Raw genomic sequence first — 25,369 nt, 5'->3', positions numbered from 1 at the left:
GTTCCTCTAGCGGCGCTCGGCCTCGTCGGCCTGGCGCAGGGCGTGGATGAGCGCGTCGTCGGTCTTGGCGGCGCGCAGGCTGCCCAGCAGCCCGGCCAGCGCGGCCTCGTCGGTGGACTGGGCCTGGGCGATCTCGCGGGCCAGCGCGGCGTCGTCCTGGTTGGGGTTCAGCCCGAAGCGGCGGGCCAGCCTGCGCCGCGCCCTGGTGTGGAAGTGCGCCGCGATATACTCGCGCTTCTGGCCGCGCTGCAGCAGGTCGGCGATGCTGTGCACATACTCGGCGCTGGTGCGGCGGGCCAGCTCGGCCTTGGTGGGCACGGGCCGCCCGAAGCGCCGCCCGCCCAGGATGAGGTAGAGCGCGGTGGCCAGGATGGCGTAGGCCATGGCGATGCCCAGCGGGCTGCCGATGGTCAGCGCGGCGGGCGAGGGCGGCTCGAAGTAGCCCAGGTGGTACTCGTCGAACAGCACGCTGCCGCCCGCAGGCACACGGCGCAGCATGTTCAGCACCAGCTCGCCGTTGCCGGGCGAGCGCAGGCCCTCGTTGGTGAAGGGGTAGGTGGCCGCGCTCAGGTAGATGTAGCCGCGCTCGTACTTCAGCCCAACGATCAGCGGCGCATCATCGGTGCCCAGCAGCGTCACGGCGTCGGCGCGGTCGGGGGCCACCACCATGCGCGATGTGTTGGCGTTGGCCTGCGGGAAGGCGGGCTGCACCAGGGCGGGCTGGCGCGGCTGGGCCTGGGTGATGGATGTGCTGAGCGCGTTGGTGCTGGTGTAGACCTCGAAGCTCACATCCAGCTGCTCCAGCAGGGCGTTCTGCGGCCCGAAGCTGCTGGCCGTGTCGTCGGCCAGCACCAGCGTGCCGCCGCGCTCGACCCAGGCCAGCGCGGTGTCGGCCTCGTCCTCGCTGATCGGCTCGCTGGGGTTGAGGATGATCAGCGCGTCGTCCTCGCTGGCCAGGCTGAAGGCGCGGTACTCCAGCCGCTGCGGCGCGTAGCCCATGTCGCCCAGCCAGCGGTAGAGCGCCTGCGCGCCCTCGGCCTCGGTCGAGCGGGTGGTCGGCACCGAGGGGTCGACCTCGGGCGGCAGCAGCCGAGGGCTGAGCGCCAGAAAGATGATCAGGATGACGAACAGCCCGACCAGAATAAAGATGTCGCGTCGATTCTTCATGTGTTAGGAAAGCTCGGAGCGCAGCGCTTCGATCTGCTGCTTATAGGCGGCGAAATCGCTATCATCCAGCGGCGTGTGCCCATACCACACCATGTCGAAGGTCTCGACGATCGGCGCGAGCCGCCCGCGCAGGGCCGGGTTGGCGCTGGCGCGGTCGAGATACTCGCGGTTGGTGAGCGCGCGGTCGTAGCGCAGCAGGCCGCGCTCATCCAGCCACAGCAGCGCCGAGAGGTAGAGGTAGCGCATGGCGGTGCGGTGGTCGCCGCCGCGCGCCATGCTGCTGGCCTGATCCATGGCGGTGCGCGCCGTCAGGTTCGACTCGGGGTCGGCATCCTTGGCGGCGGTCTCGCGCACGATCTGGCGGCGCAGGTAGAGCAGCAGGTAGATGACCACCGCCACCAGGATGATCACGCCGATGGCCACGATCACGCGCCCCGCCATGTCGCCGCCAGCGGTGACGCTGCCGCCGCCGCTGCGCAGCAGCCGGTCGAGCAGCTGCCCCAGCCAGTCGAGCAGCTGCTCGAACCAGCTGCGGCCACGCTGGGCCTCGGAGAAGGGCGGCTTTTCCAAGATCGCGCGCAGCCGCGCCATGGCATCGGCGGGGGCGGCGCTCTGCGGCAGGGTGATGGCGTTGATGATCGCGCCCACCTGCTCGGCGATGGTGTCGAAGTCGGGGTCGGCTGGCTGGATGGCCTGCGACAGCCAGCGGTTGTCGGCCCTGGCCAGCGTGCCATCGGGCAGGCGCACCTGGCCGGTGGCATCCAGCTGGGCGGCGATCTCCTCTAGCGCCAGCCGATCGCTGCGCTGCGCCGCCGCCGAGGCCTGCCGCAGCAGGGCCAGGTACTGGTCGAGCGTGGGCGGCTCCTGCTGGGCGCGCGCGCCCAGCGGCAGCGCCAGCGCCACCAGCAGCGCCAGCAGCGCGGCCCACAGGGTTCGGCGTGGCAGATGCTGGCCCGGCGTCATAGCGCGGCCTGCTGAATCTTCAGCTCAAGGTCGAAGGCCTCTTTGCGCACGCGCTGATCGTAGTAGAGCAGCGTGTAGGTGGCGAACTGCAGCGGCATGGCGATGATCAGGCCGAGCTGGTTCAGCACCGAGCCGAGCGTGCTCCACATGATGACCGTCTCGGGGTCGCGGATGGCCAGCTGGATGGCCATGTTCAAGGCCGCGCCGGGGATGCCTGCGACGAAGTAGATGATAATGCCCATGATCGTCACCAGCCCAACGGCGCGCCAGAAACCGCCCTTGGTGAGATTCCAGCTGCGGCGGAGCGCAACGATCGGCCCCGCGTCCTCTAGCATCACCGCCTGGGTGGAAAGCATGAAGCGGATGTAGACGATGATCGAGACGACGAAGGCCGCGATCATGAACAGGCCCGCAAGCACCACCCCAAGGATGATCAGGCCGATCGAGGTGTTGCTGCTGTTGTTCCCCATCACCCCCAGCATGATGATCAGCCCCAGGACGCCGCCGACCAGCATCAGCAGGATAAAGCTGATGGTCGAGGGCAGTATCGATGCCGCGATCAGCGAGAAGAAGCGCTTCCAGCCGATGCGATAGGCCTCTAAGATGCCCATCGGCTCGCCGATGTAGCTGCTGGCGATGGCGCGCGCCAGGGCCCCGCTGATCAGGTTGTGGATGATCAGGCCCTGGAGCAGGCCGAGCAGCAGACCAAAGCCGAGCATAGTGAAATACGACACCGTTGGGAAGAAACTCAGCGGGTTCGTGCCGGGCGCGATAGTCGGAGTCTTGGTCGTGAACGACATCAGATCTGTCATCGCGCCCTTGTAGATGGTGAGCATAAACACGCTATACAGGATGATCATCGGTACCTGTAGCAGCGCAGCGATGCCAATAAAGGTGAGGACGTGCTTGCGGTAGATGCGGAATGCGCCGTCGAGGATCTCGGTGATGGTCATCGGGCGCAGCGTTGGTGTTGTGGTCATGGGTGCTCCAGCTGGGCAGGTGTGCGGCCATTATAGCAGCCACACCATGGGGTCGGCAAGGCCTGCGTCGCGCTACAGGGCCTCTGCGTTCGGTCTGATGCCCTTTTGCGCCTTCGTGGTATATAGGGTCTTGTGTTCCTTGGCGTCTTGGTGGTAAAACGTTCTGCCGAACGAGGACGCATAGACCCTAGCGCGCTATGGCTCCCAGAGAAAGGTGGCGAGGTCGATCGTACCGCTGGGCGAGACCCGTACGCCCTCGCTCTCCAGCAGGGCGCGCTGGGCGTCGGCGTGGGCCAGGTTGCTGATCTGGCCTGCGGCGTTGACCACGCGCCACCACGGGATGGCGAGGGCCTGCTCGGGGCCGAGCGCCGCGAGCGCGCTGCCCACGCCCCTGGCCCCGCGCGGGGCGGCGCTGGCGGCGGCGATCCGCCCATAGGTGCATACTCGTCCCGTTGGGATGCTGCACACGATAGTATAGATGACGTCGTATCGGCTCATGGTATGTTATTTCGTCGGGTCGGCCAGCCGCTCGTATTTCCCATTGTCGTACAGCACGTAGATCGATGGCCCCTTGCCCAGCCCTTTTTCCGAGTAGAGCATGCTGCCGTGCTCGAAGCCCTGGAATGCGGCGTCGGTGTTGTACTCGGCCTTGGTTCCCCACCCCAGCTGATCGCGGATCTCGGCGTGGGTGTCCCAGATTTTGCCAAAGGTGCTGACTGGGCGCACCTTGCCCTCAGGCGTGAGGTCGGTCGGCGCCTCGTCGGGGCCGGTCACCTCGGTATCGATAAACCCGATCCAGCGACCGTCATCCAGGAACACATACGCCACAAAGCGATCTTTGACCTTATCTCCTGTCCAGATCATGCTGCCGTGCTCGAAGGGCTGCTCGGCCCCCAGGTTGCCGGTCTCCGGCGCTTGCGCTGCGCCCAGCCGCTTCTGGATGCGCTCGTCGGCGTAGATCGCGCCGAAGCCGTTGATCACCGGCACCGCTGTGGTGCTAGGCGTGGGCGTGGCGCTGGGCGCTGGTGTGGCGCTGGGCGTGGGCGGCGTGGCTGTGGCGGGCGGCGTCACCGCGGTGGGCAGCAGCTGGGTGGGCGTGGGCGGCGCGGGCGTGGCGGGCAGCTTGGTTGCGGCGGGCCTTCTGGTGGGCGTGGCAGGCACCTCGGTGGGGGCCACCGTGGGCGCTGCCGCCACCTCGGGCGTGGCGCTGGGCGCGGCAGCGGTGGCCACCAGCACTGGGGCCACGCTGGGCGCGCTGGTGGGCAGATTCGTGGGCGTGGCGGCGCTGGCGGCGCTGGCCGCTGTGGGCGGCTGTGCCACCGATGCCTGCGAGGTATTACCCTTGCCCAGGATGTTGGCGGCCATATAGCCGCCGCCGGTGGCCATGGCCAGCAGCGCCACGGCCCCCACCGCCCACAGTGGGCTGCGGCGCTGGGGCGGTGGGGGCGGCGCCTCTCGCCGCGCGCCGGTGATCGGCATGGGCTGCATGTGCGTGGCCAGCGCGCCGCGCTCGAATGCGGCGGGCGGCGCGGTGCGCGTGGTGCTCTGGTGGGTGCGCTGGGGCTGCGCGGCGGGCGGCGGGCGCACTAGGCCCACCGCCGTGGGGATGTCGGCGGGCGCGGCATGCTGGGCGGCCTGGGCCATGGCCACGCCCAGCGCGGGCGGCAGCTGCGCGGCAGCCCGCAGGTCGGCGGCCAGATCGCCCGCGTGCTGGTAGCGCTGCTCGGGCCTGCGCGCCGTGGCCATGCGGATGACATGATCGATCTCCGGCGGCAGCTCGGGCACGTAGCTGCGCACAGGCGGGATGCTGCCGTTCAGGTGGCCCAGCAGCACCTCGTCGGTGCCTCCCTCGAAGGGGCGGTGGCCGGTGAGCGCGCGGAAGATCATGATGCCCATGGCGTAGATGTCGGCGCGGCCATCGATCGGCTGGGTGCCGATCTGCTCGGGGGCCATATAGTCGGGCGTGCCCACCATCACGCTGGTGCGGGTCATGCCCGGCGTGTCCAGCAGCTTGGCGATGCCGAAGTCGGTCAGCACCGCCCGCCCGTGCTCGTCGATCAGGATGTTGGCGGGCTTGATGTCGCGGTGGATGATGCCGCGCGCGTGCGCGTAGCCCAGCGCCGAGGCGATCTGGTCGATGATCGGGGCCAGCTCGCCGGGCGGCATCCTGCCGCGCTCGCGCAGCACATCCGAGAAGGCCCGCCCGGCCAGCCGCTGCATGGCGATAAACACAGAGCCCTGGTCTTCGCCGATGTCATAGATCTGCACGATGTTGGGGTGGTCCAGCCCCGCCGCCACCACGGCCTCGCGCTTGAATCGGGCGATCTGGTCCTCGTCGTTTAGGTACTGCGGGTAGAGCACCTTCAGCGCGATCTCACGCTGGAGGATGCTGTCGGTCGCGCTGTAGACCGAGGCCATGCCGCCTCGCCCCAGCACGCCGGTGATCTGGTACCGCCCGATCTGTCGGCCTTGAAGGTCATCTGCTCTCATAATATGGCAAGCTCTCGGCAATGCTGGCGGGCGCGGCGGCCACAGCTGCGCCAGGTGGGCTGCGGCTGGTCGGCGGCCCGGTTGTTGCTCCAGGGGCAGGATGGTCGGTATCGGCGCATATGTGGTATCAACGGCGTTTGTTATATCACATTCCCATCAGGTGGGCAACACCAAGCCCACGGCGGGGCATGGTACAATGCGCGCGCAGCTACCTGCTCTTCAGACGCGGCCAGCTGCCCTGTGGTTCCGATACTAGATGTGATATTAAACGACACTATGGCGCGTTATTCTTCTCGTGATAGACAGTTCCGCCGCACGCTGGTGCAGCGCAGGCGCAAGCTGGTGCCCAGCATGATCGGCGCGGCACCGGTGCGGCGCAGCGGCATCCTGGCCATCATCGGCAGGGTGCTCATGGCCTTTGTGGTGCTGGCGGTGGCGCTGGCCGTGGTTGGCACGGTGTTCGCCTATAGCAGCTACGCCTCGCTGGCCAGCTCGCTGAAGCCCCGGCTGGCCGCGCTGAGCACCCGCGACACCTTCGAGACCTCGCGCATCTATGATCGCAACGGCACCCTGCTCTACGAGTTCCTCGGCGCGGGCAAGCGCACCCACGTGTCGCTCCCCGAGATCTCGCCCCTGCTGATCAACGCCACGATCGCGATCGAGGACAAGACGTTCTACAAGAACGCTGGCTTCGATGTGCGCGGCATCCTCTACGCCTTCTACAAAAATATGACCTCGGGCGAGATCGCGGGCGGCGGCTCGTCGATCACCCAGCAGCTGGTCAAGCGCGCCGTGCTGACCGATGTGGAGCGCAACGAGGAGAACCAGTACTGGCGCAAGGTGAAAGAGGTGATCCTCGCCCAGGAGCTGACCAAGCAGTACAGCAAAGACGAGATCATGGAGCTGTACCTGAACGAGATCTACTACGGCAACCTCTCCTACGGTATCGAGGCCGCATCCGAGAGCTACTTCGGCGTGCATGCCAAGGATCTCTCGCTGGCCCAGGCCTCGCTGCTGGCTGGCCTAGGCCAGCTGCCCAGCGCCTACGACCCGGTGACCAACGGCTTCTTGGAAAATGGCGACACCCTGCCCGGCGTAACGCTGGGGGCCAACTGGTACGAGGATGACTACGCGCTGCCCGGCGGCCTGACCCCGCCCAAGCGCCGCCAGATCGCTGTGCTTAGCCAGATGGTGGATGAGGGCTATGTGACCAAAGAGGTGGGCCGCGCCGCAATCGCCGACGACCTGCGGTTCACCAAGCAGGAGACGCCGCTCAACGCGCCGCACTTCGTGTTCTGGGTGCGCAAGCTGCTGGAGGAGAAGTACGGCCAGCAGTTCGCCAACGAGGGCCTGTCGATCTACACCTCGCTCGATCTGAACATGCAGCACATGGTGCAGGAGAAGGCCAAGGACCGCATCCAGGAGCTGGCCGAGCGCAACATCCACAACGCCGCCGTGGTGGTGATGCAGCCCAACACCGGGCAGGTGCTGGCCATGGTCGGCAGCATCGACTATAACGCCACCAAGGCTTCCACCACCCGGGGCCAGACCGGCAATGTGCTGGATGGCCAGGTGAACGTGGCCACCCGCGAGCGCCAGCCCGGCTCGGCCCTCAAGCCCTTCACCTATCTCTCGGCCATGGAGAAGGGCGCGACCCCAGCCACAGTGTGGTGGGATGTGCCCACCGAGTTTCTGGGCGGGCTAGATGCCTACGCCCCCGAGAACTACAACGGGCGCTGGAACGGCCCGCTGCGCACCCGCACCGCCCTGGCCAACTCGCTGAACATGCCCGCCGTCAAGGCGCTCAAGTTCGCAGGGCTGGATCATACCCTCGATCTGCTGCACCGCGCGGGCATCACCGGCCTGCAGCGCGGCGAGGGCTTCTACGGCCTCTCGCTCACCCTGGGCGGCGGCGAGGTGACGCCGCTCGACCTGACCACGGCCTACAACACCCTGGCCTCGCAGGGCCACTACTACCCGCCGGTGGCCGTGCTCAAGGTGGTCAACTCGCGCGGCGAGGTGCTAGAGCAGTTCACGCCCACGGCGGCCCAGAGCGTGGAGAGCTTCGACCCCGAGAAGGTGGCCACGCCGCCCACCGCTGGCGAGCAGGTGCTGAACCCCGACCACGTGGCGATCATCACCGACATGCTGGCCGACAACGCCGCGCGCGCCCCGGTATTCACCACCCAGAGCAAGCTCAGGCTCTCGCGCCCCGCCGCCGTGAAGACCGGCACCACCAACGATTGGCGCGACGCCTGGGCCGTGGGCTTCACGCCCTATGTCACTGTGGGCGTGTGGACGGGCAACAACAACAACGAGCCGACCGCCAAGGTCGAGAGCGTGACCAGCGGCGGCGCGATCTGGCACGATGTGATGGAGGCGATCTTCGCCGATGCCCGCTTCCAGCAGGAGCTGGCCGCACCCTATGGCGGCAAGCTGCCCACCAGCTTTACGCTGCCCAGCGACATCGTGCGCAAGCAGATCTGCAAGCTGCCCGGCCCGTTCAACTACTACGGCGAGGAGCTGTTCTCGCCCGATATGCTCAAGAAGCGCACCAGCGCCGCCGCCACCGCCACTGCAGGCGACGGCATGTTCTTCGGCACGCCCGCCACCACCGCCACCTCCTCGCCCGAGGACGATATCCTGGCGGATCAGTTCGGCTGCAACTCCTTCGCCAAGATGACGGTCGCTAAGCTGGGCCAGACCACCACCCAGGTGGTGAATGATGCCGGTGAGACCGAGGAGAAATCTAGCGCCAACTACTGCCGCGTGGTCGATGGTGTGAACGTGCCCGGCGACATGATCACCACGATCACGGTCTGGAAGACCCCCAAGCCCAGCAAGGACGAGAAGGTCCAGTATGTCTGGCAGGGCGGCAGCGCGGGCGGCGCGGTGGGCGCTGGCTCCATCCCCGACTGCACATCCGATATGATCTACTCGGTCGCGCCGCCTGGCTCGGTGCGCATGCCCGACCTGCGCGGGTTCGGCGAGAATCAGGCCAAGGAGAAGCTGGCCGCGCTGGGCTTCAACACCGGCATGATCTTCGTGCAGTACCAGGATCGCAGCCAGATCCCCGACGACTACGACAAGTTCCCGGCCTACGCGGTGGTCAGCTCGATGCCCGCCGCCAACACCTGGGTGCAGCCCGACGAGTTCATCATCCTGGGCGTGCGTGCGCCGGATGATGCGGCCCCGGCAGGCCCGACCGAGACGCCCGTGGGCGCTGGCCCGCCCGGCTCGGTGACATCCACGCCGCTGCCCGCCGATGGCGGCCAGCCCGCGCCCACGCCTGCGCCTGCCGACGGTGGCCAGCCCACACCTGCTCCCGTCGAGGGCGGCCAGCCCGCGCCCACGCCCGCCCCCGCCGACGGCGGCGCGCTGCCGCAGCTTCCCGTCGAGGGCGGCCCGCAGCCCCCCGCCGACGGCGGCGCGCCCCAGCCCGAGGTGCCAGGGCCGCCGCAGCCCTAGCGCACTCTACCCCGACGCCCAAGGGCCGCATGGTCCTTGGGCGTTTTTTGCGTGCGGCAGCAGGGCGCGAAGGGGTGATGGAAGGCGGCGAAGGGATGGCGGCAGGCCGCGAAGGAGTGACGGAAGGCGGCGAAGGGATGGCGGCAGGGCGCGAAGGGGTGACGGAAGGGCAGGAAGGGATGGCAGCAGGGCGCGAAGGGGTGACGGAAGAGCGCGAAGGAGTGACGGAAGAGCGCGAAGGGATGGCAGCAGGCCGCGAAGGGGTGATGGAAGGCGGCGAAGGGATGGCGGCAGGCCGCGAAGGGGTGACGGAAGGGCAGGAAGAGAGCAGAAAGAGGTCGAAGAACAAGAGAATGGCCGCGAAGAATACATAGCCAGCAGAAACAAAAGACATACTCACGAATGTTCGCCCTTGGTGCTTTCGTGCGGTGCACACACGAGCTTGATCGGTTGGCGCTGCTGGCGACGGGAGGTTCGCCTGCGACGGCATCGCCCCATGCGGGGTATTGCGGCTATCGGGCCGGGGGCGATGACCGCGATGCGAGATCATCGGCAGCCGATCATGCTTGGTTTCCAAAAAGACCTGGGAACGCCTGTGAAAAGTGCCCCATGTGAGGGCTTTGCTCCTCACATGGGTTCTCACGCAGGGCGGATGTGGCAAATAATAAGCGATGGCGTGCCAAGCCGTGCACGGCACGCAGAATTGCCAACCTTACCCACCCGACCCATGTGGCGAAGGTGCCGATTGTGTTTTGATGGCCATATGCACGAATACTAGCTACCAGGAAAACAGGATCGGAACGCCTTACATTGGGGTGGTCAAGGGGCTGGCCCCTCGGCGCCGCCCGTGCAGGGCATCCATCCACCGAACACGCGCCACCGCCATCGCTCCAGGGGAATAGCCCAGCGCTGAGGTACAAAGACCCCTGTTGAGGGATAGGGTCTCTCTGGAACCCCTGTGTTCCCTTGGTGTGTTGGTGGTTAAACAGCCCAGCCCGGCCCTTCGTGCTTTCGGGTCTTCGTGGTATGCGTTCTCGCTATCCGCCGATTGACGCAGGTGGCAGCCTGTGTACAATGGCGGTACAATAGCCAAGAAAGAAAGCCATGACCATCCTTACACTCGAAGCCATAACCAAACAGTTTGACGAGCGACCGCTGCTGCGCGGCATCGACCTGGGCGTCGCGCAGGGCGAGCGCGTGGGCCTGGTGGGCGTCAACGGCAGCGGCAAGACCACACTGCTGCGCATCGCGGCCCGCGTCGAGCAGCCCGACACGGGCCGCGTGAGCGTGGCCCGCGACATGCGGGTGGCCTACCTGCCCCAGAACCCCGTGATGGACCCCGAGCGCACCGCGCTGGAGCAGATCTTCCAGGGCGATAGCGAGGCCATGCAGGTGCTGCGCGCCTACGAGCAGGCCAGCGCCGCCCTGGCCGCCAGCCCCGCCGACGCCGCGCTGCAGCAGCGCGTGGCCGACCTGGTGGGCCGCATGGATGCGGCGGGCGCGTGGCAGATCGAGCAGGACGCCCGCACCATCCTCTCCAAGCTGGGCATCGCCGACCTGAGCGCGCCGGTGGGCACGCTCTCCGGCGGGCAGCGCCGCCGCGTGGCCATGGCCCAGACCCTGATCTCGCCCGCCGACCTGCTCATCCTCGATGAGCCGACCAACCATATCGACACCGAGACCATCGCCTGGCTGGAGGGCTTCCTCTCCCGCGCCACCTTCGCGCTGCTGCTGGTCACCCACGACCGCTACTTTCTGGAGCGCGTGGTCAACCGGATCGTCGAGGTGGACATGGGCAAGCTCTATAGCTACCCCGGCAACTACGCCCGCTTCCTTGAGATGAAGGAGGCCCGCGCTGTGGCCCAGGCCTCCGAGGAGGCCCGCCGCCAGACCATCCTGCGCAAGGAGATCGCCTGGCTGCGGCAGGGCGCGCAGGCCCGCACCACCAAGCAGCAGGCCCGCATCGACCGCATCGCCGACATGCAGGCGGTGGAGCGCGACCCCCAGCGTGGCGAGCTAGAGATCTCGGTCGAGTCGCGGCGGCTGGGCAAGCGCGTGATCGAGGTGAAGCAGATCAGCAAGGCCATGGGCGGGCGCGCGCTCATCCGCGACCTCAGCCTGAGCGTGGGGCGGCGCGACCGCATCGGCATTGTCGGGCCGAACGGCCAGGGCAAGACCACCCTGCTGAACATGATCGCGGGGCGGCTGGAGCCGGACGCGGGCGCGGTGGAGGTGGGCGAGACCGTGCACATGGTCTACTACGACCAGGAGAGCGCCGGGCTGGACCCCAGCCAGCGCGTGATCGACTATGTGAAGGAGGGGGCCGAGCTGCAGCGCACCGGCGAGGGCGCGCTGATCACCGCCTCGCAGATGCTCCAGCGCTTCCTGTTCCCGCCCAACACGCACTACTCGCTGATCGGTAAGCTTTCCGGCGGCGAGCGGCGGCGGCTCTACCTGCTGCGCAAGCTGATCGAGGCCCCCAACGTGCTGCTGCTCGACGAGCCGACGAACGACCTCGACATCCAGACCCTCTCGGTGCTAGAGGACTACCTGGATGAGTTTGCGGGCGCGCTGATCACCGTCTCGCACGACCGCTACTTCCTCGACCGCACCGCGGAGCGGCTGCTGGTCTTCGAGCAGGGCGCGGTGAACGAGTACCCGGGCGGCTACAGCGCCTACGAGGCCCGCCGCGCCGCCCGCGAGGCCGAGGCCGCGCAGGCCAAGCCCACGCCTAAGCCTGCCCAGGCCGCCCAGGCCCCCGCCGCCAAGTCGCGCCGCCTGAGCTTCAAGGAGCAGCGCGAGCTGAAGGAGCTGGAGGAGCGCATCCCGCAGCTAGAGGCTGAGCAGGAGCAGATCCAGGCCGCGCTGGCCGCCGCGCCCGGCCACGCCGAGCTGACCAGGCTCTCTTCCGAGCTAGAGCGCAGCGCCCACGAGCTAGAGGCCGCCTTCGAGCGCTGGGCCGCGCTGGCCGAGCGCGCCGAGGGCTAGCGTAAGGCAGCGCTACCTTTTTGTGGAATATATGCTATGCTACAAAGAAGTTTGAACATGGGTAGGATGTGCACGTATGCCTGTTACTGATCGTATGCTCATTGGTGCTATCGCCGGGAACCCTGGGGTGTTTGATGGGGCGGGCGAGTACCGATACTGCCGCACATGCGGCCTGATCTTTATGACATCGGCCAAGAACCACGATGCCACACACGACGATCACGAGTGGTTTGCCCTGCCCTCGCTGAACCCGGATGGCTCGAATGTGCTGATGCGCGCATTCCAGCGCTTTATCACGCGCTGGTCGCCCGAGCGCCAGGATGGGCTTGAGCGCTTCGCCCTGAAGCGCGGCTGGGATATGGCCATGGAGCTGAAGTATGGCGGCGGCGCGCTGGAGGACAGCGAGGCCGCCGAGTGGCAGGAGATCGTCAACGCACGCCTGGAGCAGCTGATGAAGCAGGCGCGGCAGCAGATCGATAACCCCGACGCCGCCCCGCCCGCCCCCATGGAGGGCACCTAGCTACCGCGTCTCCCGCGCGAGGCTGCTGGCGGCTGCCGCCAGCAGCTGCCGCGCGGGCACCTTGGCCATGCACTCGGGCGTGGCCAGACCGCGCGGGCAGGCGTCCAGCACGCCGCAGGGCCTGCACCACAGCTCGGCGCGCAGCACGGTGTGGCGGCCAGGGTGCCCCCACGGGCCAAAGCGCCGCTCGTTGCCGGGGCCGTAGATCTGCACCGTGGGCGCGCCCGCCGCCGCCGCCAGGTGCAGCGGCCCGCTGTCCACCCCCAGCACCAGCGCGGCCCGCGCCATCAGCGCCGCCAGTTGGCCCAGGCTGGTCTTCCCCACCAGGTCCAGCGGCATCTGCCGCATCGCCCCCATGATCCGCCCGGCCCGCTCCTCCTCGCCGGGGCCACCCGCCATCACCAGCAGCAGCCCGTCATCCTCCGCAAGCGCATCGCCCACCTCGGCCCAGCGCTCATCGAGCCAGTGCTTAGCCGCGCCGCCCGTGCCGGGCTGGATGATCACCAGCCGCCGCTGGCCTAGGCGCGCGGCCAGCCACGCGTCGGCCCAGGCTATGTCCTGCGGGGCGGGGCGAAACAGCGTGCGCATCAGCATCTCGCCGGGGGCGGGCGGGCGCAGGTGGCCCACCAGCGCTAGGGCCTGCCGCGTCACGTGCTCGGCGGGGTTCCAGGGCAGCGCGTCGGTGAGCAGCGGGGCGCACTCGGGGGTGGCGAAGCCCACGCGCCGCGGCACGCCCGCCAGCAGCGCCAGCGCCGCGCCCCACCAGTGGTCGTCGCGCGCCACGATCGCGATGTCGTAGCGGGCGGCGCGCAGCAGCGCGGCCTGGCGCAGCAGCACGGCATAGGGCCACAGCAGCCGCGCCAGCGGCCCGCGCTGCGCCCGCTCGCGCTCGAACCCGGGGAAGGGGCATGTCTGCAACGTGTCGATGTGGGGGCTGCGCTCCAGCATGGGCCGCGACCAGGGGCCGACCAGGGCCGTGATCCGCGCGTCGGGGTAGCGCGCGCGCAGCGCGGCCAGCGCCGGGGTGGCCAGCAGCACGTCGCCGAGGTGGTCGGGCTTGATGAAGAGGATGTGGGCGGGATCGTCGGACGGGCGGCGGGCGAGGCGTCGCGCCACCAGCGCGAGCGCGTGCAGCAGCATCAGGCGGAGAAAGCGCATGTGGGTGTCTGTGTGGGTGCGGGCGCTGGGCGCGGCACGTGGCCGCGCCCAGCGCAGGGCTTCTACAGCGGCTAGAACAGCATGGCCCCGGCCTCGCGGGCCAGCTGGCGCAGCCGCGCGCCGACCTCGGGCTGGCCGCCCTTCTCAAGCTCGTCGGCCATCTCGTTCATGCGGCGCACCAGCGGCGTGTTGATCATGGCCAGATTGGACCGCAGCAGCTTGGTGGCGTCCTGCGGCGTCTCGGCGTTGAGCAGCTGGTTGATGAAGCGCTCCTCGGGCGGCAGCGACTCTTCCAGGATGGCCAGCGCCTGGTTGCGGATGGTGTTCAGCTGCTCGGCGATCGCGGCCTCGCCCGCGCGGGCGGCGGCGGCCTGGTTGGCCTCCAGCACCAGCAAGAAGGCATCGTTGATCTTGCTGGCGTTCTCGCGCAGTGTGGCCTCGCTGTCGGGCGAGGCCATGGTCTCGCGCAGCAGCTGCGCGCCCGCGTCGAACAGCTCGCGGGCCTCGCGGTCCATGCGCTCGACGGTGGCCAGGATGGTGTCGCGCCGCACGGTCAGGCGCGCAGCCTCGTCGGCCTCGCCCGCCTGGGCGGCGGCGTCGATCCGCTCGGTCAGCAGCTCAAAGAACTCGTAGTCGATGGCCGGGCGCAGCTCGACGATCGCCTGCTCCAGCTCCTCATCCTCCACGGACACCATGCGGTCGACCACAGCGGCCATGTCCACGTCGTCCTCGGCCCCCTCCTCGCCCGCAGGCCCCTCGTAGCCCACCAGATCGGCCAGGCGGTCGCGCAGGCCGGTGAGCATAGCGATCGACTCCTCGCGCCCGCTCTGCCGCGCCGAGGCCACGAAGGCATCCAGCATGGTGAAGATCGCATCGTCGATATCGGCCTTGCGCGACTCGACCAGCGCGTCGAAGCCCTCGGGGTTCTGGTCGTAGCTCTCGGCCAGCTGGCTGATCAGGTCGATCTGGCTGCGCTGGCGGTCGATCATCTCCTTGGTGATGCCGTCGGCCTCAAGCACGGCCTCGATCAGCGAGTTGAGCGTGAGGAAGCGCTTGGGTGAGAGGATGTAGCCCTTGGGCAGGTCGGCGGGCAGGCTGCGCATCAGGAACGAGGTGGCCTCGCCGATGAAGCGCTCCTGCTCCTCGGGGCGGGCGTTGACCTGCTGCGGGAAGAACACGAGGAACAGCTGCTTCTCGGCGTCGTGGTAGATTAGCGGGGCGGCGATCATGGCCACGTTGCCGCAGGTGGCGCAGGGCGCGGCGTTCATCTGCCCCGAGAGCAGGTAGCTCTTGAGCTGCGGCTGCTGGGTGGCGTCGACGAACGTGATGATCTGGGCGCGCAGGGGCGAGCCGCAGTTGGGGCAGGTGAGCTGGACCACCTGTGCGGGAGCGGTCATCGGGGAGCGTCCTTTCTATAGCGAACAAAACGCGCCGTCAGTTGGCGCGTAGATGATGCGGGTGCGATGGGCTGCATTATAGCACACGCGGCCCGGCTGGCTATGCCTGCCGCTAGGCACGCAGGCGTTGCGCGTTCTGGGCAGCCAGCAGTTTTTTACCACGAAGATGCGAAGATACCAGGGGCAGAAAGACGAAGGCTTCCCAATCGTTCGCTTCGTGCCTTCGTGGTAAACGGTTTTTTTGCCCTCTTAGAAAATTGGTTTCCCCAGCTAGGCGCGCCAGCCGCTGCTTAGCTGAAGCGCGCGCAGCCAGATATCGCGCTCCTCGTCCATCGACTCGTCGTTGAAGCGGTAGTCGTGCTTGCGGATGAACTCATCCAGCGCGGCCTCGGCGCGCCGCCACTGCTGGGCGGCCACCTGGGCCAGGGCGCTGGCCTGGGCGGGGCTGGCCATGCGCAGGGCCTGGGCCAGGTGGCTGCGGCACATCCCGTCGCCCTGCGCGAAGGCCTGGTGGAAGCTGGGGTCGTCGAGGTTCTGCAGCAGCCCCAGCAGCAGCGGCTCCTCGATCTGCGGGCGGAGGGTGCACATAGGGCAGTCCGCGTGCGGCCCCACGCGCCCGGCCAGCGCCGCGCCGCCACGCTGCCATGGCCAGCCACCCGCCGCCCCCGCCTCTAGCTCGGCGGTCATGGCCCGCAGGATGTCGCGGCTGACGATGGCGATGCCCAGCGCGCTGCGGCCCTGGGAGAGCATGGCGGTGTGGTGCAGGCAGTAGCCCCGGCTGGCGCGCAGCTGGTCGCGCAGGCGGATGTCGTTCACCTGATCGTAGAGGAAGTGGTCGATGGCCTTGCGCTCGGCGCGCTCCACAAGGGCGCAGATCGGGCAGCCGCGCTCAGGCAGCGCCTCGATCAGCTCATCGCGGGTTCGTGGGTCGGTTGGCATTGGTGTGTACCTGGTGCTGTGCGGATGCGGGCATTATACCCGCTTCGCCCGCGCGCTGCGGCGCAGAGCCTATGTGTTCTTGATTCACCGGAGATTTTTTACCACCAAGGCGCGAAGACTTTAGCAGGTGTCACGTTTGTGGGAAGGGTATCGGAATGCGGTAAAGCGCTCCATCAAGCCTGCATGGCCATGCACGGCACGCGAGATCGGGGATCTCATCCACCTTGCCCATGCGGCGAAGGTGCTGCTGGTGTTTTGATGGCCATATGCATGAACATCAGCCGCCAGCGTTCAGCATCGGAACGCCTCACATTGGGGGTTCCAAGGGGGCGATGCCCCCTGGCGGGGTTCCTAGGGGCAGGCCCCTCGGCGCTGCCCGCGCAGGGCACGCACCCACCGAACACGTACCACTGCCATCGCTGATGGGAAACACTTCAAAACAGTGACACCATATGAGGCGTGAAGACTCTACCCCGTTTTTCGCATTTTCGAGCCTTCGTGGGTAGTGGCTCCCTTTGTTCCTTGGTCTTGGTGGTAAAAGCATTGGCGCGCTGTCGAGACCGCATAGACCCTATGCTGCGGTGGGCCGCTCGCTGCCCCGAGGCTGTGCGATGATATGTGCCAGAGAATTGGGGCTAGCCGCCGACCAAGCGCCGCCATAATGCGTGTAGAATAGCGTCAGCGCAGTATCAGCAGAAACGAAGCCCGGCGTGATTGCGGTGCGCACCGCCACGCGGTACAATCGGGCCATCCAGACAGCTCTAACAAAGAAGGTCGCCGTGGTGCACACCATTCTCATGATCGCCCCAACCAGCTTCTTCGCCGACTACGGGAACCATATACGGATCTGGCAGGAGGCGCAGGCGCTGCAGAAGCGTGGGCACAGGGTGGTGCTGACAACCTACCATAACGGCGACGATATGCCGGGGCTGGAGATCCACCGCTCGTGGGATGTGCCCTGGATCAAGCGCGCCATGGTCGGCTCGTCGCGCCACAAGATCTACCTCGACATGGCGCTCTCGTACCGCGCGCTGGATGTGGCGCTGCGCGTGCGGCCCACCATCATTCACGCCCACATCCACGAGGGCGCGCTGATCGGCGCTGCGCTGCGGCGGATCACCGGCCTGCCTATGGTCTTCGACTTCCAGGGCAGCCTCACATCCGAGATGCTCGACCACGGCTTTCTGAAGAGCAAGCGCGGCATGGCCTACCAGCCGCTCTGGCACCTGGAGCGCTGGATCAACCGCCAGGCCGACGCCCTGATCACATCCAGCCACAACGCCGCCGAGCTGCTGCGCCGCGACTTCGGCTTCCCCGAGGAGCGGCTCTACACCGTGATCGACGGCATCAACACCGACCGCTTCCGCCCGTCCGACGGCAGCGCGGCCTGGGACAGCGAGCGGCGCTACCTGCGGGCCGTGCTGGGCATCCCCGAGGGCCGCAAGGTGGTGGTCTACCTGGGCGTGCTGGCCCCCTACCAGGGCATCGATGCGCTGATGGAGGCGGCCCAGCAGATCATCCAGCGCCAGCCCGACACGCACTTCCTGATCATGGGCTACCCAGGGGTGGATCGCTACCGCGCGCTGGCCGAGTCGCTGGGGCTGGCCGACCACGTGACGCTGCCGGGGCGCATCCTGTACCGCGATGCCCACGCCTACCTGTCGCTGGGCGATGTGGCCGTGGCCCCCAAGATGAGCGAGACCGAGGGCAGCGGCAAGATCCCTAACTACATGGCCATGGGACTGCCGGTCGTCACCTTCGACACGCCGGTGAGCCGCGAGTACCTGGGCGATCTGGGCATCTACGCCCGCTTCGGCAGCGTGGATGATCTGGCCGACAAGATCGCGCAGGCCCTGGCCGACCCCGAGCGGGCCGGGCGGCTGGGCGCGCTGGGCCGCCAGAAAGCGGTGCACGACCTCTCCAGCGACCGCGCCGGCCCCGAGATCGAGGCGGTGTATGAGGCGGCGATCGCCAACCGCGCGCGCGCCAGCCGCCGCAGCCACAAGGCAGCCGCAGGCGAGCCAGGGCGGGCGGTCGAGCGGCACTAGGGTCTATGCGATGCTTTTACCACCAGGACACCAAGGAACAAACGGAAATGAATACCACGAAGACACAAAGAGAAGCGCAACCTTCGCGTCTTCGTGGTAAAAAATCTGCGGTGAATCAAGAACGCATGGGCCACTGAGGCTACTTGCCAGAAGCGCCATTCCCTGCTACAATAAGCGGCAGTGCTAATTTTCTTGACTGAAAAATGATTGAGTAGAGGACACCATGGCGAGCAAGAAGGGCAACCGCATCGTTATCAAGCTCCGCAGCTCGGAGAGCGGTCATATGTACACCAGCATGAAGAACCGCAAGAATGATCCGAACCGCCTTGAGCTGAAGCGCTACGATCCGCTGGTTCGGCGGCACGTGCTGTACCGCGAGTCGAAGTAACGTTTGGCGGTAGGGTGCGCCTGAGCGCTGCCCAAGCGCACCCCGCCGCGCCGGTTTGACAAGATCTGCGACCTGTGCTAAAATCGCCAGCGTCGTGAGGGCAGGAAAACTGAAAAGCGCGGGCGATTAGCTCAGTTGGCTAGAGCGCATCCTTCACACGGATGAGGTCACTGGTTCGAGTCCAGTATCGCCCACCACAGCTGGGGGAGAGTAGTTCCCTACTCTCCCCCGCCGCTTGCCTCAACAACATCCACATACGCGGGCGATTAGCTCAGTTGGCTAGAGCGCATCCTTCACACGGATGAGGTCACTGGTTCGAGTCCAGTATCGCCCACCACGCACATAGGGGGAGGTAGAGCAATCTGCCTCCCTTTTTTGCGCACCTGAAAAGCCTGCTGGCTGCGCCCCTCGTCTTGGCGCAGCGTCGTGCCCCCGCCCCGGCACTTGGTCTCGCTCTGGCGACCAAGTGCTTTTTTGCGCCCCGCGCCGCTAGGCCTGGTCCACCGGCACCAGCCCGCGCCGCAGCGCGATCGCCACCGCCTCGCCCCGGCTCTGGGCGTTGAGCTTTTGCAGGATGTGGCTCACGTGCGAGCGCACTGTGTTCTCCGAGAGCATCAGGCGCACCGCGATCGCCTTGTTGCTTGCCCCCGACACCAGCAGCCGCAGCACATCCAGCTCGCGCGCCGAGAGGCTCTCCTCCTCGTGCGGCTGGGTCACGCGCTCCAGCAGCCGCGCGGCGATGCTCGACTCAAGGGCGGCCCCGCCGCGCACCAGCGAGCGGATGGCCTGCAGCAGCTCGTCCGGCTCCGAGTCCTTCAGCAGGTAGCCCTGCGCGCCCGCGCTGATCGCGGGGCCGATGTACTCGTCGGAGTCGTAGGTGGTGAGCACGAGGAAGCGGGCGGTGCTGCCGTGCTCGCGGGCGTGGCGCATCACATCCACCCCGCTCATGATCGGCATGCGCAGGTCGAGCAGCACCACGTCGGGCTGGGCGGCCAGGATGACCTGCACCGCCTCGGCCCCATCGGCGGCCTCGCCGACCAGATCGATATCGGGCTTTTGCTCAAGCAGCGAGACGAGGCCATGGCGGACGATCGGGTGGTCATCGACAACTACAACGCGAATCACACAGTCACCTGCTATTTCTGATAGGGCGCGGCTGCGCCTGCGGTATGGTGCGAAGGAAAATCATACATGATCTGAGAAGGCCAACTGCAGCGCTGGCGCGGCGGGCTGCAGCATCGGCTCGATCAGGCTGGGGCGGGCCTGGCGGGGCAGCCACGCGCGCACCTGGGTGCCCTGCTGGCTGGTCACATCCAGCCTGCCGCCCAGCGCCTCCAGCCGCTCGCGCATGCCGATGATGCCAAACCCGCCGCTGATGCTGGGCACGGGCCGCGCGCGGTGCCGTAGGGTGTCGATGCCCACGCCGTCGTCGCTGATGCAGAGCGAGAGGCCATCGTCGCGGTAGTCGAGCGTGATCTGGGCGGCGCTGGCCTGGGCGTGCTTGGCCACGTTGGCCAGGGACTCCTGGGCCACGCGCAGCAGCGCCGACTCGGCGCTGTAGGGGATGCTCCACGGCTGGCCGCGCTGCTCGAAGGTGATGCGTGTGGCCTCGCCGCTGGACTGGCTGGCCAGGGCGGCCAGGGCCTCGGCCAGCGTGGCGCGCTCAAGCGTGGGTGTGCGCAGGTTCCACACCGAGCGGCGGGCCTCGGCCAGGGCCTCGCGGGCCATCTTGCGGGCCAGCTCAAGGTGCGGCCCGGCCTTGGCTGGCTCGCTCTCGTAGATGCCCTTGGCCGCGCTCAGCTGCACCACGATGCCGGTCAGCTCCTGGGCGATGGTGTCGTGGATCTCGCGGGCCAGCCGGGTGCGCTCCTCCAGCGTGGCGTTCTCGCGCAGCTGGGTGATCAGCTGGGCGTTGGTGATGGCGATCACGGCCTGGTCGGCCAGCCCCTCGGCCAGGGCTAGGTCGTCGGGGCTGCGCTCGGCGCTGCCGTCGGCGGCGATCAGCGCCAGGTAGCCCTGGCTGCCGTCGGGGGAGTGCATGGGCAGGATGAGCGCGGCGGTCTCCTTGATCGGGATGACGAAGGGCTGGCTGTGGCAGACCGCGATCATGTCGCTGCGCTTGATATCGATGATCGTGCCCAGCTGGGTGGGCGCGTTGTACGAGCCGATGATCGAGAGCTGCAGCTCCTCCTCATCCACCATCAGGATGAGCGCCATATCGAAGCGCAGCAGCTTGGCGGCCCGCCGCGCAATCAGGTCGAGCGTCTTGGCCAGATCGAGGGTGGTGGCCAGCGCGCGGCTGACCTCGTAGAGCACCTCGGCGCGCTCGGCGCGGCGGGCCAGCTCGGCGGTCTGGGCGGCCACGCGCTCCTCTAGCTCGCTGCTCAGGCGGCGCAGCTCCTCGGCCTTCTCGCGGCTCTGGGCCAGGGCGTGGCGGAAGCCCCTGGCCAGCATGCCGGTCAGCCCGGCGATCACCCAGAAGATCGCCACCCAGAAGCTGGCGGCGAAGATCGGGCGCATGCGGTCGGGCATGGGCGGGTAGATCATGCTGTGCAGCGGCGCGCCGTGCAGCTCCATGCCGGCGAAGCAGACCACCAGGAAGGATGCCAGCAGCGCCAGGAAGGTGCTGGCTAGGCCATCCAGCAAAATACCGGCGGCGCAGATCGGCAGCAGCATCATGGCGGGCCAGAACGACGAGATACCGTTCTCGATGGTCAGGATGGTCGTCACCAGAGTCCACGCGCCGATGAAGATGGTGGCCGAGACCGTGGGCCTGCCTAGGCGCACCAGCATCACCTGCGAGCAGGCCAGGATGATCACGACGGCCAGCACGCTCAGCAGGTTGATCTCAAGCCGCGCGGGGTTGGCGATGGCGTCGCTGTCGATCGGCGTGAGCCGCATGCGGATAAACAGCGCGATGGCAATGCAGAGGATGGTGGGTATGAGCGAGAGCGGCAGGGTGCGTAGGAGCAGGGCGCTGCGGCGGTCGCGCTCTTCATCAATGTTGGCGAGGTGCATCATGGCTTCTTTCATGGCATGCGTCGGTAGCCTGCATGCTATATGCGCCCGATGCGATGAGAAGCCCCGTGCGGGGGAGCTTTGATCATCACATTGGTGGATCGCATATCATCTCCTTGGATGTTGTTTCTCTCATCCTTTTGATTGTACTATCTATGGTACGTATATGCTTATGCCGATAAACTCCCTACCGTATATGAGAACACTTTCTACCCTTGCCGTGGCGGTGGCCGCGCTGCTGCTGCTGGCCGCCTGGTTCACCGCGCCGATCGCGGTGGATGTGGGCGAGCGCGACCTGCGCTTCACCGCCGATTTCCACGACCCCGAGACCTTCGCTACGAGCCTCGCTCGTTGGACGAGCGACCGCTCGCTGTTGTTGCTGCCGCGCTCGGCGCGGGTGGCCCAGCAGGTGCTGACGCTACGGCTGATCAACGCCCGCCCCCAGGGCGCGGCGCTGCCCGATGTGCGCGTGGCGGTGGATGGCCGCGATCTGGGCAGCCTGCCGATCGGCCCGAGCGAGGCGCGCCGCTATATGCTGCTGCTGCCCGCTAGCGCCGCGCCGGGCTGGGCGCAGCAGGTGCAGATCAGCGCCACCCCGCTGATCTCGCCCAGCGACCCACGCCCGCTGGGGGTGGTGGTGGACTGGGCCAGCGCCGCGCCGCTGGGCGGCGGCCTGCCCAGCCCATGGGCGCTGGGCCTGATCGCGCTGCTGGCCGCGCTGGCCTACGCGCTGCCGCGCCGCGCTGGCCTGGGCCACGGGCTGGCGGGCGGCGTGGCGGCGGCGGCGCTGCTGGCGCTGGCCGCCGCCGCGTGGCAAAGGCCCAACGAGGTGCTGCCCTTCCTGCCCCGCGTGGCGGCGCTGCTGGGCATTGGGGTGCTGGGGGTGAGCCTGGCCCGCGCCCTGGCCCCGCCCGAGCGCGCCGGGCGCGGCTGGTCGGTCGCCGGGCGCGACCTGCCGCTGTACCTGGCGGTTGCGCCGTGGATGGGGCCGCTGTTCCAGTGGTTTGAGACCTGGGACGGGGCCGAGGGCGTGACGCCGCCGCCCGCCACCGCCGTGGTGCTGGCCGGGGTGGCCCTGGCCTTCGCTGGGGTGGGCGTGTGGGCCTTTGCCACGCGGCCCGCTGGCCAGCGCCTAGCCCTGGTGCGGCGCTGGGCGCTGCCGATCTTCGCGGTGGCCGGGCTGTGCCACCTGGGCACCATGCTGCAGTTCTCGCTGACCCGCAGCGGCCCCGACTTCTGGATCTTGTTCAAGGGCGCGCGCGACTGGGCCAGGGGCGGCTCGCTCTACAACCTGCAGGATGTGGTGACCAACCACTTCGGCAGCGTGTTCAAGGTGCCGCCGTTCTACGGCATGCTGTTCGTGCCCTTCGTGTTCCAGGATGGCACGCTGGTGCTGCTGGGCCACCGCATCCTCAACATCGTGATCCTGGCCGCCACCATGGTGGTGTGGTATCGCATCTGGGGCATCCGCGTGGCTAGCGTGCTGGGTGGGGCCATGCTGGTGCTGTTCAACTTCCGCCCGCTGGCCGACACCGTGGCCTTTGGCCAGATCGACTTGGTGCTGCTGCTGACGCTCACGATGGCGCTGTGGGCGCTGCGCGGCGAGCGCGACCTGCTGGCCGGGGTGCTGGTGGCGCTGGGCACCCTGTTCAAGATCTACCCGGTGCTGCTGCTGGCCTTCTTTGTGGTGAAGCGCAGCTGGAAGGGCCTGCTGGGCTTCGCGCTGGGCATGCTGCTGTTCAACGGCCTGGCCGTGGCGGTGATGGGCTGGGAGATGCACCGGATCTACCTGTTCGAGGTCTTCCCCAAGATCGGCGGCACCACATCCTGGGTGGAAAATCAGACCGTCAGCGGCATGGTGGCCCGGCTGGTCGAGCCGCCCAACAAGTCGCTGATCTTCCACCAGCCGCTGTTCTCGCTGGCGGCCACGCTGATCTCGGGCCTGATCGGGCTGGTCGCCTGCCTGCTGTCGCTGCCCCACGCCGAGCGCCGCTCGCCCGAGTTTGCGCTGCAGTACGGCCAGTTCCTGCTGGCGATGGTGCTGGTGGTGCCCGCCGCCTGGATGCACTACGAGACGCTGCTGGTCATCCCCTTCGCCACGCTGGTGATCTACTTCCTGCCGCGCCGCCTGCCGCTGCCCCAGGCCGCGCTGCTGGCGCTGAGCTTCGGGCTGATCAGCTATGGCAACCAGTGGAGCTACTACACCGGCAAGGTGATGGGCGTGCTGACGGTGGCGGGGGTGTCGTACAAGGGCTACGGCATGCTGCTGCTGGGCGCGCTGCTGGCCAGCGTGCTCGCGCCGCGCGCCCTGGCGCTGCTGCGCGCGTGGCGGGCTGGCCGCGCCGGGCTGGCCGCGCCGCCCCGGCACACGCTGGCCGCCGATCGCTAGCGGCGATCGGAAGCATGCGAACGGGGCGGTGGCATACCCACCGCCCCGCTTTTTACGCCCCGCGCGGCCCTAGCCAGCGGTGTTGAGCTTCTCGCGCACCACGTAGATCGGCTTGTTCTGCGCCTCGTAGTAGCTGCGGATCACCAGCTCGCCGATCAGGCCCAGGCTGATGAACTGCACGCCGATCACAATCAGCAGCACGGCCAGCAGCAGCAGCGGTCGGTCGCCGATCGACTGCTGGGTGAAGATCTTGACCAGAGTCAGGTAGGCGGCGATCACGAAGCCGACCACGCCGGATGTGATGCCGAACAGGCCGAAGATCTGCATGGGCCGAGTGCCGAACTGCAGCAGGAAACGCACGGTGATTAGGTCAAGGATGACGCGGATCGTGCGGTCGATGCCGTACTTCGACTTGCCGAACTGGCGGGCCGAGTGGTTGACCGGGATCTCGGTGACGGAGACGCCCTGCCAGCTGGCGATGGCCGGGATGAAGCGGTGCAGCTCGCCGTAGAGATGGATGTCGCGCACGATCTCGGCGCGGTAGGCCTTGAGCGAGCAGCCGAAGTCGTGCAGATGCACGCCGGTGACGCGCGAGATCAGCCAGTTGGCGATGCGCGAGGGCAGCGTGCGGTTGATGAAGGCATCCTGGCGGTTGGCACGCCAGCCGCTCACCACGTCGTAGCCCTCATCCACCTTCTCCATCAGCAGCCCGATGTCCTTGGGGTCGTTCTGCAGGTCGGCATCGATGGTGATCACCACCTCGCCGCTGGCGTGGTCGAACCCGGCGGAGAAGGCGGGCGTCTGGCCGAAGTTGCGGCGGAAGCGGATGACCTTGAGCCGCTCGTCTTTGGCGGCCAGCTCGGCCAGCAGCTGGTAGCTGCGGTCGCGGCTGCCGTCATCCACGGCCACGATCTCGTAGGGCCTGCCAAGCTCGGTGAGGGCCTCGGTGAGCCGCGTGTAGAGCGAGGGGATGGACTCCTCCTCGTTGTAGATCGGCACCACCACCGAGATGGCGGGCCTGGGGGTGGCGGCGATCAGCGCTTGCTCGGAATGGTTCAGTTCTGCAATCATGTGTGTGGGCGCTATCGCAGGCGGTAGCGCGGTTGTCGCCTCCTGGCGGCCATGGCACGCAGCTGCTGGGCTGCAGGGGCGCACTCTTGCGGTTATCTCGATACGGTACTGCCGCGTATTCTAACACAGTCTGGCTGGCGGTCGTGCTAGGCCGTCCTAGGGCGGCAAAGCGATATGCGCTCGCATTCGGCAGACCATGTTTACCACCAAGACTCCAAGACTCCAAGGAATACAAGAAACGAATACCACGAAGGCGCGAAGGGGAGAAAGCGAGGGTGTGGGATGTGGTGTCAGGATGCCTTTTTACCGCCATGATTTGCGAGGCACGTATGAATCACCTTGAACATCAGGCATCCGGCCTGGGATGGAAACATCCGGCCTGAGA

18 protein-coding genes and 2 tRNA genes are annotated in these 25,369 nt (G+C 67.6%); 9 read left to right on the top strand and 11 right to left on the bottom strand.

The genetic code is table 11. The features are described from left to right. Positions 1-6: 6 nt before the first annotated feature. From F8S13_05750 to F8S13_05730, 5 genes are all read right to left on the bottom strand, one after another. On the bottom strand, positions 7-1,167 hold the full coding sequence (locus F8S13_05750; GenBank protein ID KAB8144377.1) for a DUF4350 domain-containing protein: 1,161 nt from the start codon (positions 1,165-1,167) through the stop codon (positions 7-9). A 3-nt stretch (positions 1,168-1,170) separates the two neighbouring features. Next, positions 1,171-2,130, bottom strand: coding sequence for a DUF4129 domain-containing protein (locus F8S13_05745; GenBank protein ID KAB8144376.1), 960 nt, complete (start codon positions 2,128-2,130; stop codon positions 1,171-1,173). After that, positions 2,127-3,110 (bottom strand): hypothetical protein, encoded by a 984-nt coding sequence (locus tag F8S13_05740; GenBank protein ID KAB8144375.1) that lies wholly within the window; start codon positions 3,108-3,110, stop codon positions 2,127-2,129. Before F8S13_05740 ends, F8S13_05745 begins: the two co-directional genes overlap by 4 nt. Before the next feature lie 195 nt (positions 3,111-3,305). Next, positions 3,306-3,608 carry a cysteine methyltransferase gene (locus tag F8S13_05735; GenBank protein KAB8144374.1) on the bottom strand — a complete coding sequence of 101 codons (303 nt, stop codon included), beginning with the start codon at positions 3,606-3,608 and terminating at the stop codon, positions 3,306-3,308. A 6-nt stretch (positions 3,609-3,614) separates the two neighbouring features. Further along, positions 3,615-5,600, bottom strand: a complete 1,986-nt coding sequence (locus F8S13_05730) for a serine/threonine protein kinase (protein KAB8144373.1) — start codon at positions 5,598-5,600, stop codon at positions 3,615-3,617. Between the two features lie 351 nt (positions 5,601-5,951). On the opposite strand from F8S13_05730, the gene F8S13_05725 reads away from it, so the two are divergent. The 4 genes from F8S13_05725 (at position 5,952) to F8S13_05710 (ending at position 12,576) form a co-directional block, all read left to right on the top strand. Beyond that, a complete protein-coding gene (locus F8S13_05725; GenBank protein ID KAB8144676.1) occupies positions 5,952-9,068 on the top strand; it encodes a glycosyl transferase in 3,117 nt (1,038 codons plus the stop codon). 77 nt (positions 9,069-9,145) lie between these two features. Continuing rightward, positions 9,146-9,442: a hypothetical protein gene (locus tag F8S13_05720; GenBank protein KAB8144372.1), complete on the top strand. Its 297-nt coding sequence runs from the start codon at positions 9,146-9,148 to the stop codon at positions 9,440-9,442. A gap of 730 nt (positions 9,443-10,172) precedes the next feature. Further along, positions 10,173-12,056 carry an ABC-F family ATP-binding cassette domain-containing protein gene (locus F8S13_05715; GenBank protein ID KAB8144371.1) on the top strand — a complete coding sequence of 628 codons (1,884 nt, stop codon included), beginning with the start codon at positions 10,173-10,175 and terminating at the stop codon, positions 12,054-12,056. A 76-nt stretch (positions 12,057-12,132) separates the two neighbouring features. Continuing rightward, on the top strand, positions 12,133-12,576 hold the full coding sequence (locus tag F8S13_05710) for a hypothetical protein (protein KAB8144370.1): 444 nt from the start codon (positions 12,133-12,135) through the stop codon (positions 12,574-12,576). On the opposite strand, the gene F8S13_05705 is transcribed toward F8S13_05710, so the two are convergent. From F8S13_05705 to F8S13_05695, 3 genes are all read right to left on the bottom strand, one after another. Then, positions 12,577-13,734 (bottom strand): glycosyltransferase family 9 protein, encoded by a 1,158-nt coding sequence (locus F8S13_05705; GenBank protein KAB8144369.1) that lies wholly within the window; start codon positions 13,732-13,734, stop codon positions 12,577-12,579. It lies immediately after the preceding gene. A gap of 71 nt (positions 13,735-13,805) precedes the next feature. Next, positions 13,806-15,131 (bottom strand): hypothetical protein, encoded by a 1,326-nt coding sequence (locus F8S13_05700; protein KAB8144368.1) that lies wholly within the window; start codon positions 15,129-15,131, stop codon positions 13,806-13,808. Between the two features lie 270 nt (positions 15,132-15,401). Continuing rightward, on the bottom strand, positions 15,402-16,070 hold the full coding sequence (locus F8S13_05695; GenBank protein KAB8144367.1) for a hypothetical protein: 669 nt from the start codon (positions 16,068-16,070) through the stop codon (positions 15,402-15,404). A 779-nt stretch (positions 16,071-16,849) separates the two neighbouring features. Between F8S13_05695 and F8S13_05690 the strand changes: the two genes are divergently transcribed. From F8S13_05690 to F8S13_05675, 4 genes are all read left to right on the top strand, one after another. After that, entirely contained in the window at positions 16,850-18,118 is a 1,269-nt protein-coding gene (locus F8S13_05690) for a glycosyltransferase family 4 protein (GenBank protein ID KAB8144366.1), read from the top strand. A gap of 223 nt (positions 18,119-18,341) precedes the next feature. Further along, positions 18,342-18,506: a 50S ribosomal protein L33 gene (rpmG, locus tag F8S13_05685; GenBank protein KAB8144365.1), complete on the top strand. Its 165-nt coding sequence runs from the start codon at positions 18,342-18,344 to the stop codon at positions 18,504-18,506. A gap of 120 nt (positions 18,507-18,626) precedes the next feature. Beyond that, a tRNA-Val gene (locus F8S13_05680) sits at positions 18,627-18,703 on the top strand. Positions 18,704-18,766: 63 nt separating this feature from the next. After that, positions 18,767-18,843: transfer RNA gene (locus F8S13_05675), tRNA-Val, on the top strand. Between the two features lie 152 nt (positions 18,844-18,995). Here F8S13_05675 and F8S13_05670 read toward each other — a convergent pair. Further along, positions 18,996-19,631 (bottom strand): response regulator transcription factor, encoded by a 636-nt coding sequence (locus tag F8S13_05670; protein KAB8144364.1) that lies wholly within the window; start codon positions 19,629-19,631, stop codon positions 18,996-18,998. Between the two features lie 60 nt (positions 19,632-19,691). After that, positions 19,692-21,539, bottom strand: a complete 1,848-nt coding sequence (locus F8S13_05665) for a sensor histidine kinase (GenBank protein KAB8144363.1) — start codon at positions 21,537-21,539, stop codon at positions 19,692-19,694. Between the two features lie 181 nt (positions 21,540-21,720). On the opposite strand from F8S13_05665, the gene F8S13_05660 reads away from it, so the two are divergent. Continuing rightward, positions 21,721-23,913, top strand: coding sequence for a DUF2029 domain-containing protein (locus F8S13_05660; protein ID KAB8144362.1), 2,193 nt, complete (start codon positions 21,721-21,723; stop codon positions 23,911-23,913). Positions 23,914-23,982: 69 nt separating this feature from the next. Here the strand turns inward: F8S13_05660 and F8S13_05655 are convergent, their stop codons facing one another. Then, positions 23,983-24,984, bottom strand: a complete 1,002-nt coding sequence (locus F8S13_05655) for a glycosyltransferase family 2 protein (GenBank protein KAB8144361.1) — start codon at positions 24,982-24,984, stop codon at positions 23,983-23,985. Positions 24,985-25,369: the final 385 nt, after the last annotated feature.

This window comes from Chloroflexia bacterium SDU3-3 (assembly GCA_009268125.1).
GTDB lineage: Bacteria > Chloroflexota > Chloroflexia > Chloroflexales > Roseiflexaceae > SDU3-3.
Note: the sequence above shows the minus strand (reverse complement) of the source record. Positions and strands in the feature narration are given on the sequence as shown.

Bases quoted from the DNA above. Each gene is read 5' to 3' on its own strand.
- F8S13_05750 (KAB8144377.1), bottom strand. From the start codon at position 1,167: ATGAAGAATCGACGCGACATCTTTATTCTGGTCGGGCTGTTCGTCATC.
- F8S13_05745 (KAB8144376.1), bottom strand. From the start codon at position 2,130: ATGACGCCGGGCCAGCATCTGCCACGCCGAACCCTGTGGGCCGCGCTG.
- F8S13_05740 (KAB8144375.1), bottom strand. From the start codon at position 3,110: ATGACCACAACACCAACGCTGCGCCCGATGACCATCACCGAGATCCTC.
- F8S13_05735 (KAB8144374.1), bottom strand. From the start codon at position 3,608: ATGAGCCGATACGACGTCATCTATACTATCGTGTGCAGCATCCCAACG.
- F8S13_05730 (KAB8144373.1), bottom strand. From the start codon at position 5,600: ATGAGAGCAGATGACCTTCAAGGCCGACAGATCGGGCGGTACCAGATC.
- F8S13_05725 (KAB8144676.1), top strand. From the start codon at position 5,952: ATGATCGGCGCGGCACCGGTGCGGCGCAGCGGCATCCTGGCCATCATC.
- F8S13_05720 (KAB8144372.1), top strand. From the start codon at position 9,146: ATGGAAGGCGGCGAAGGGATGGCGGCAGGCCGCGAAGGAGTGACGGAA.
- F8S13_05715 (KAB8144371.1), top strand. From the start codon at position 10,173: ATGACCATCCTTACACTCGAAGCCATAACCAAACAGTTTGACGAGCGA.
- F8S13_05710 (KAB8144370.1), top strand. From the start codon at position 12,133: ATGCCTGTTACTGATCGTATGCTCATTGGTGCTATCGCCGGGAACCCT.
- F8S13_05705 (KAB8144369.1), bottom strand. From the start codon at position 13,734: ATGCGCTTTCTCCGCCTGATGCTGCTGCACGCGCTCGCGCTGGTGGCG.
- F8S13_05700 (KAB8144368.1), bottom strand. From the start codon at position 15,131: ATGACCGCTCCCGCACAGGTGGTCCAGCTCACCTGCCCCAACTGCGGC.
- F8S13_05695 (KAB8144367.1), bottom strand. From the start codon at position 16,070: ATGCCAACCGACCCACGAACCCGCGATGAGCTGATCGAGGCGCTGCCT.
- rpmG (KAB8144365.1), top strand. From the start codon at position 18,342: ATGGCGAGCAAGAAGGGCAACCGCATCGTTATCAAGCTCCGCAGCTCG.
- F8S13_05665 (KAB8144363.1), bottom strand. From the start codon at position 21,539: ATGAAAGAAGCCATGATGCACCTCGCCAACATTGATGAAGAGCGCGAC.
- F8S13_05660 (KAB8144362.1), top strand. From the start codon at position 21,721: ATGAGAACACTTTCTACCCTTGCCGTGGCGGTGGCCGCGCTGCTGCTG.
- F8S13_05655 (KAB8144361.1), bottom strand. From the start codon at position 24,984: ATGATTGCAGAACTGAACCATTCCGAGCAAGCGCTGATCGCCGCCACC.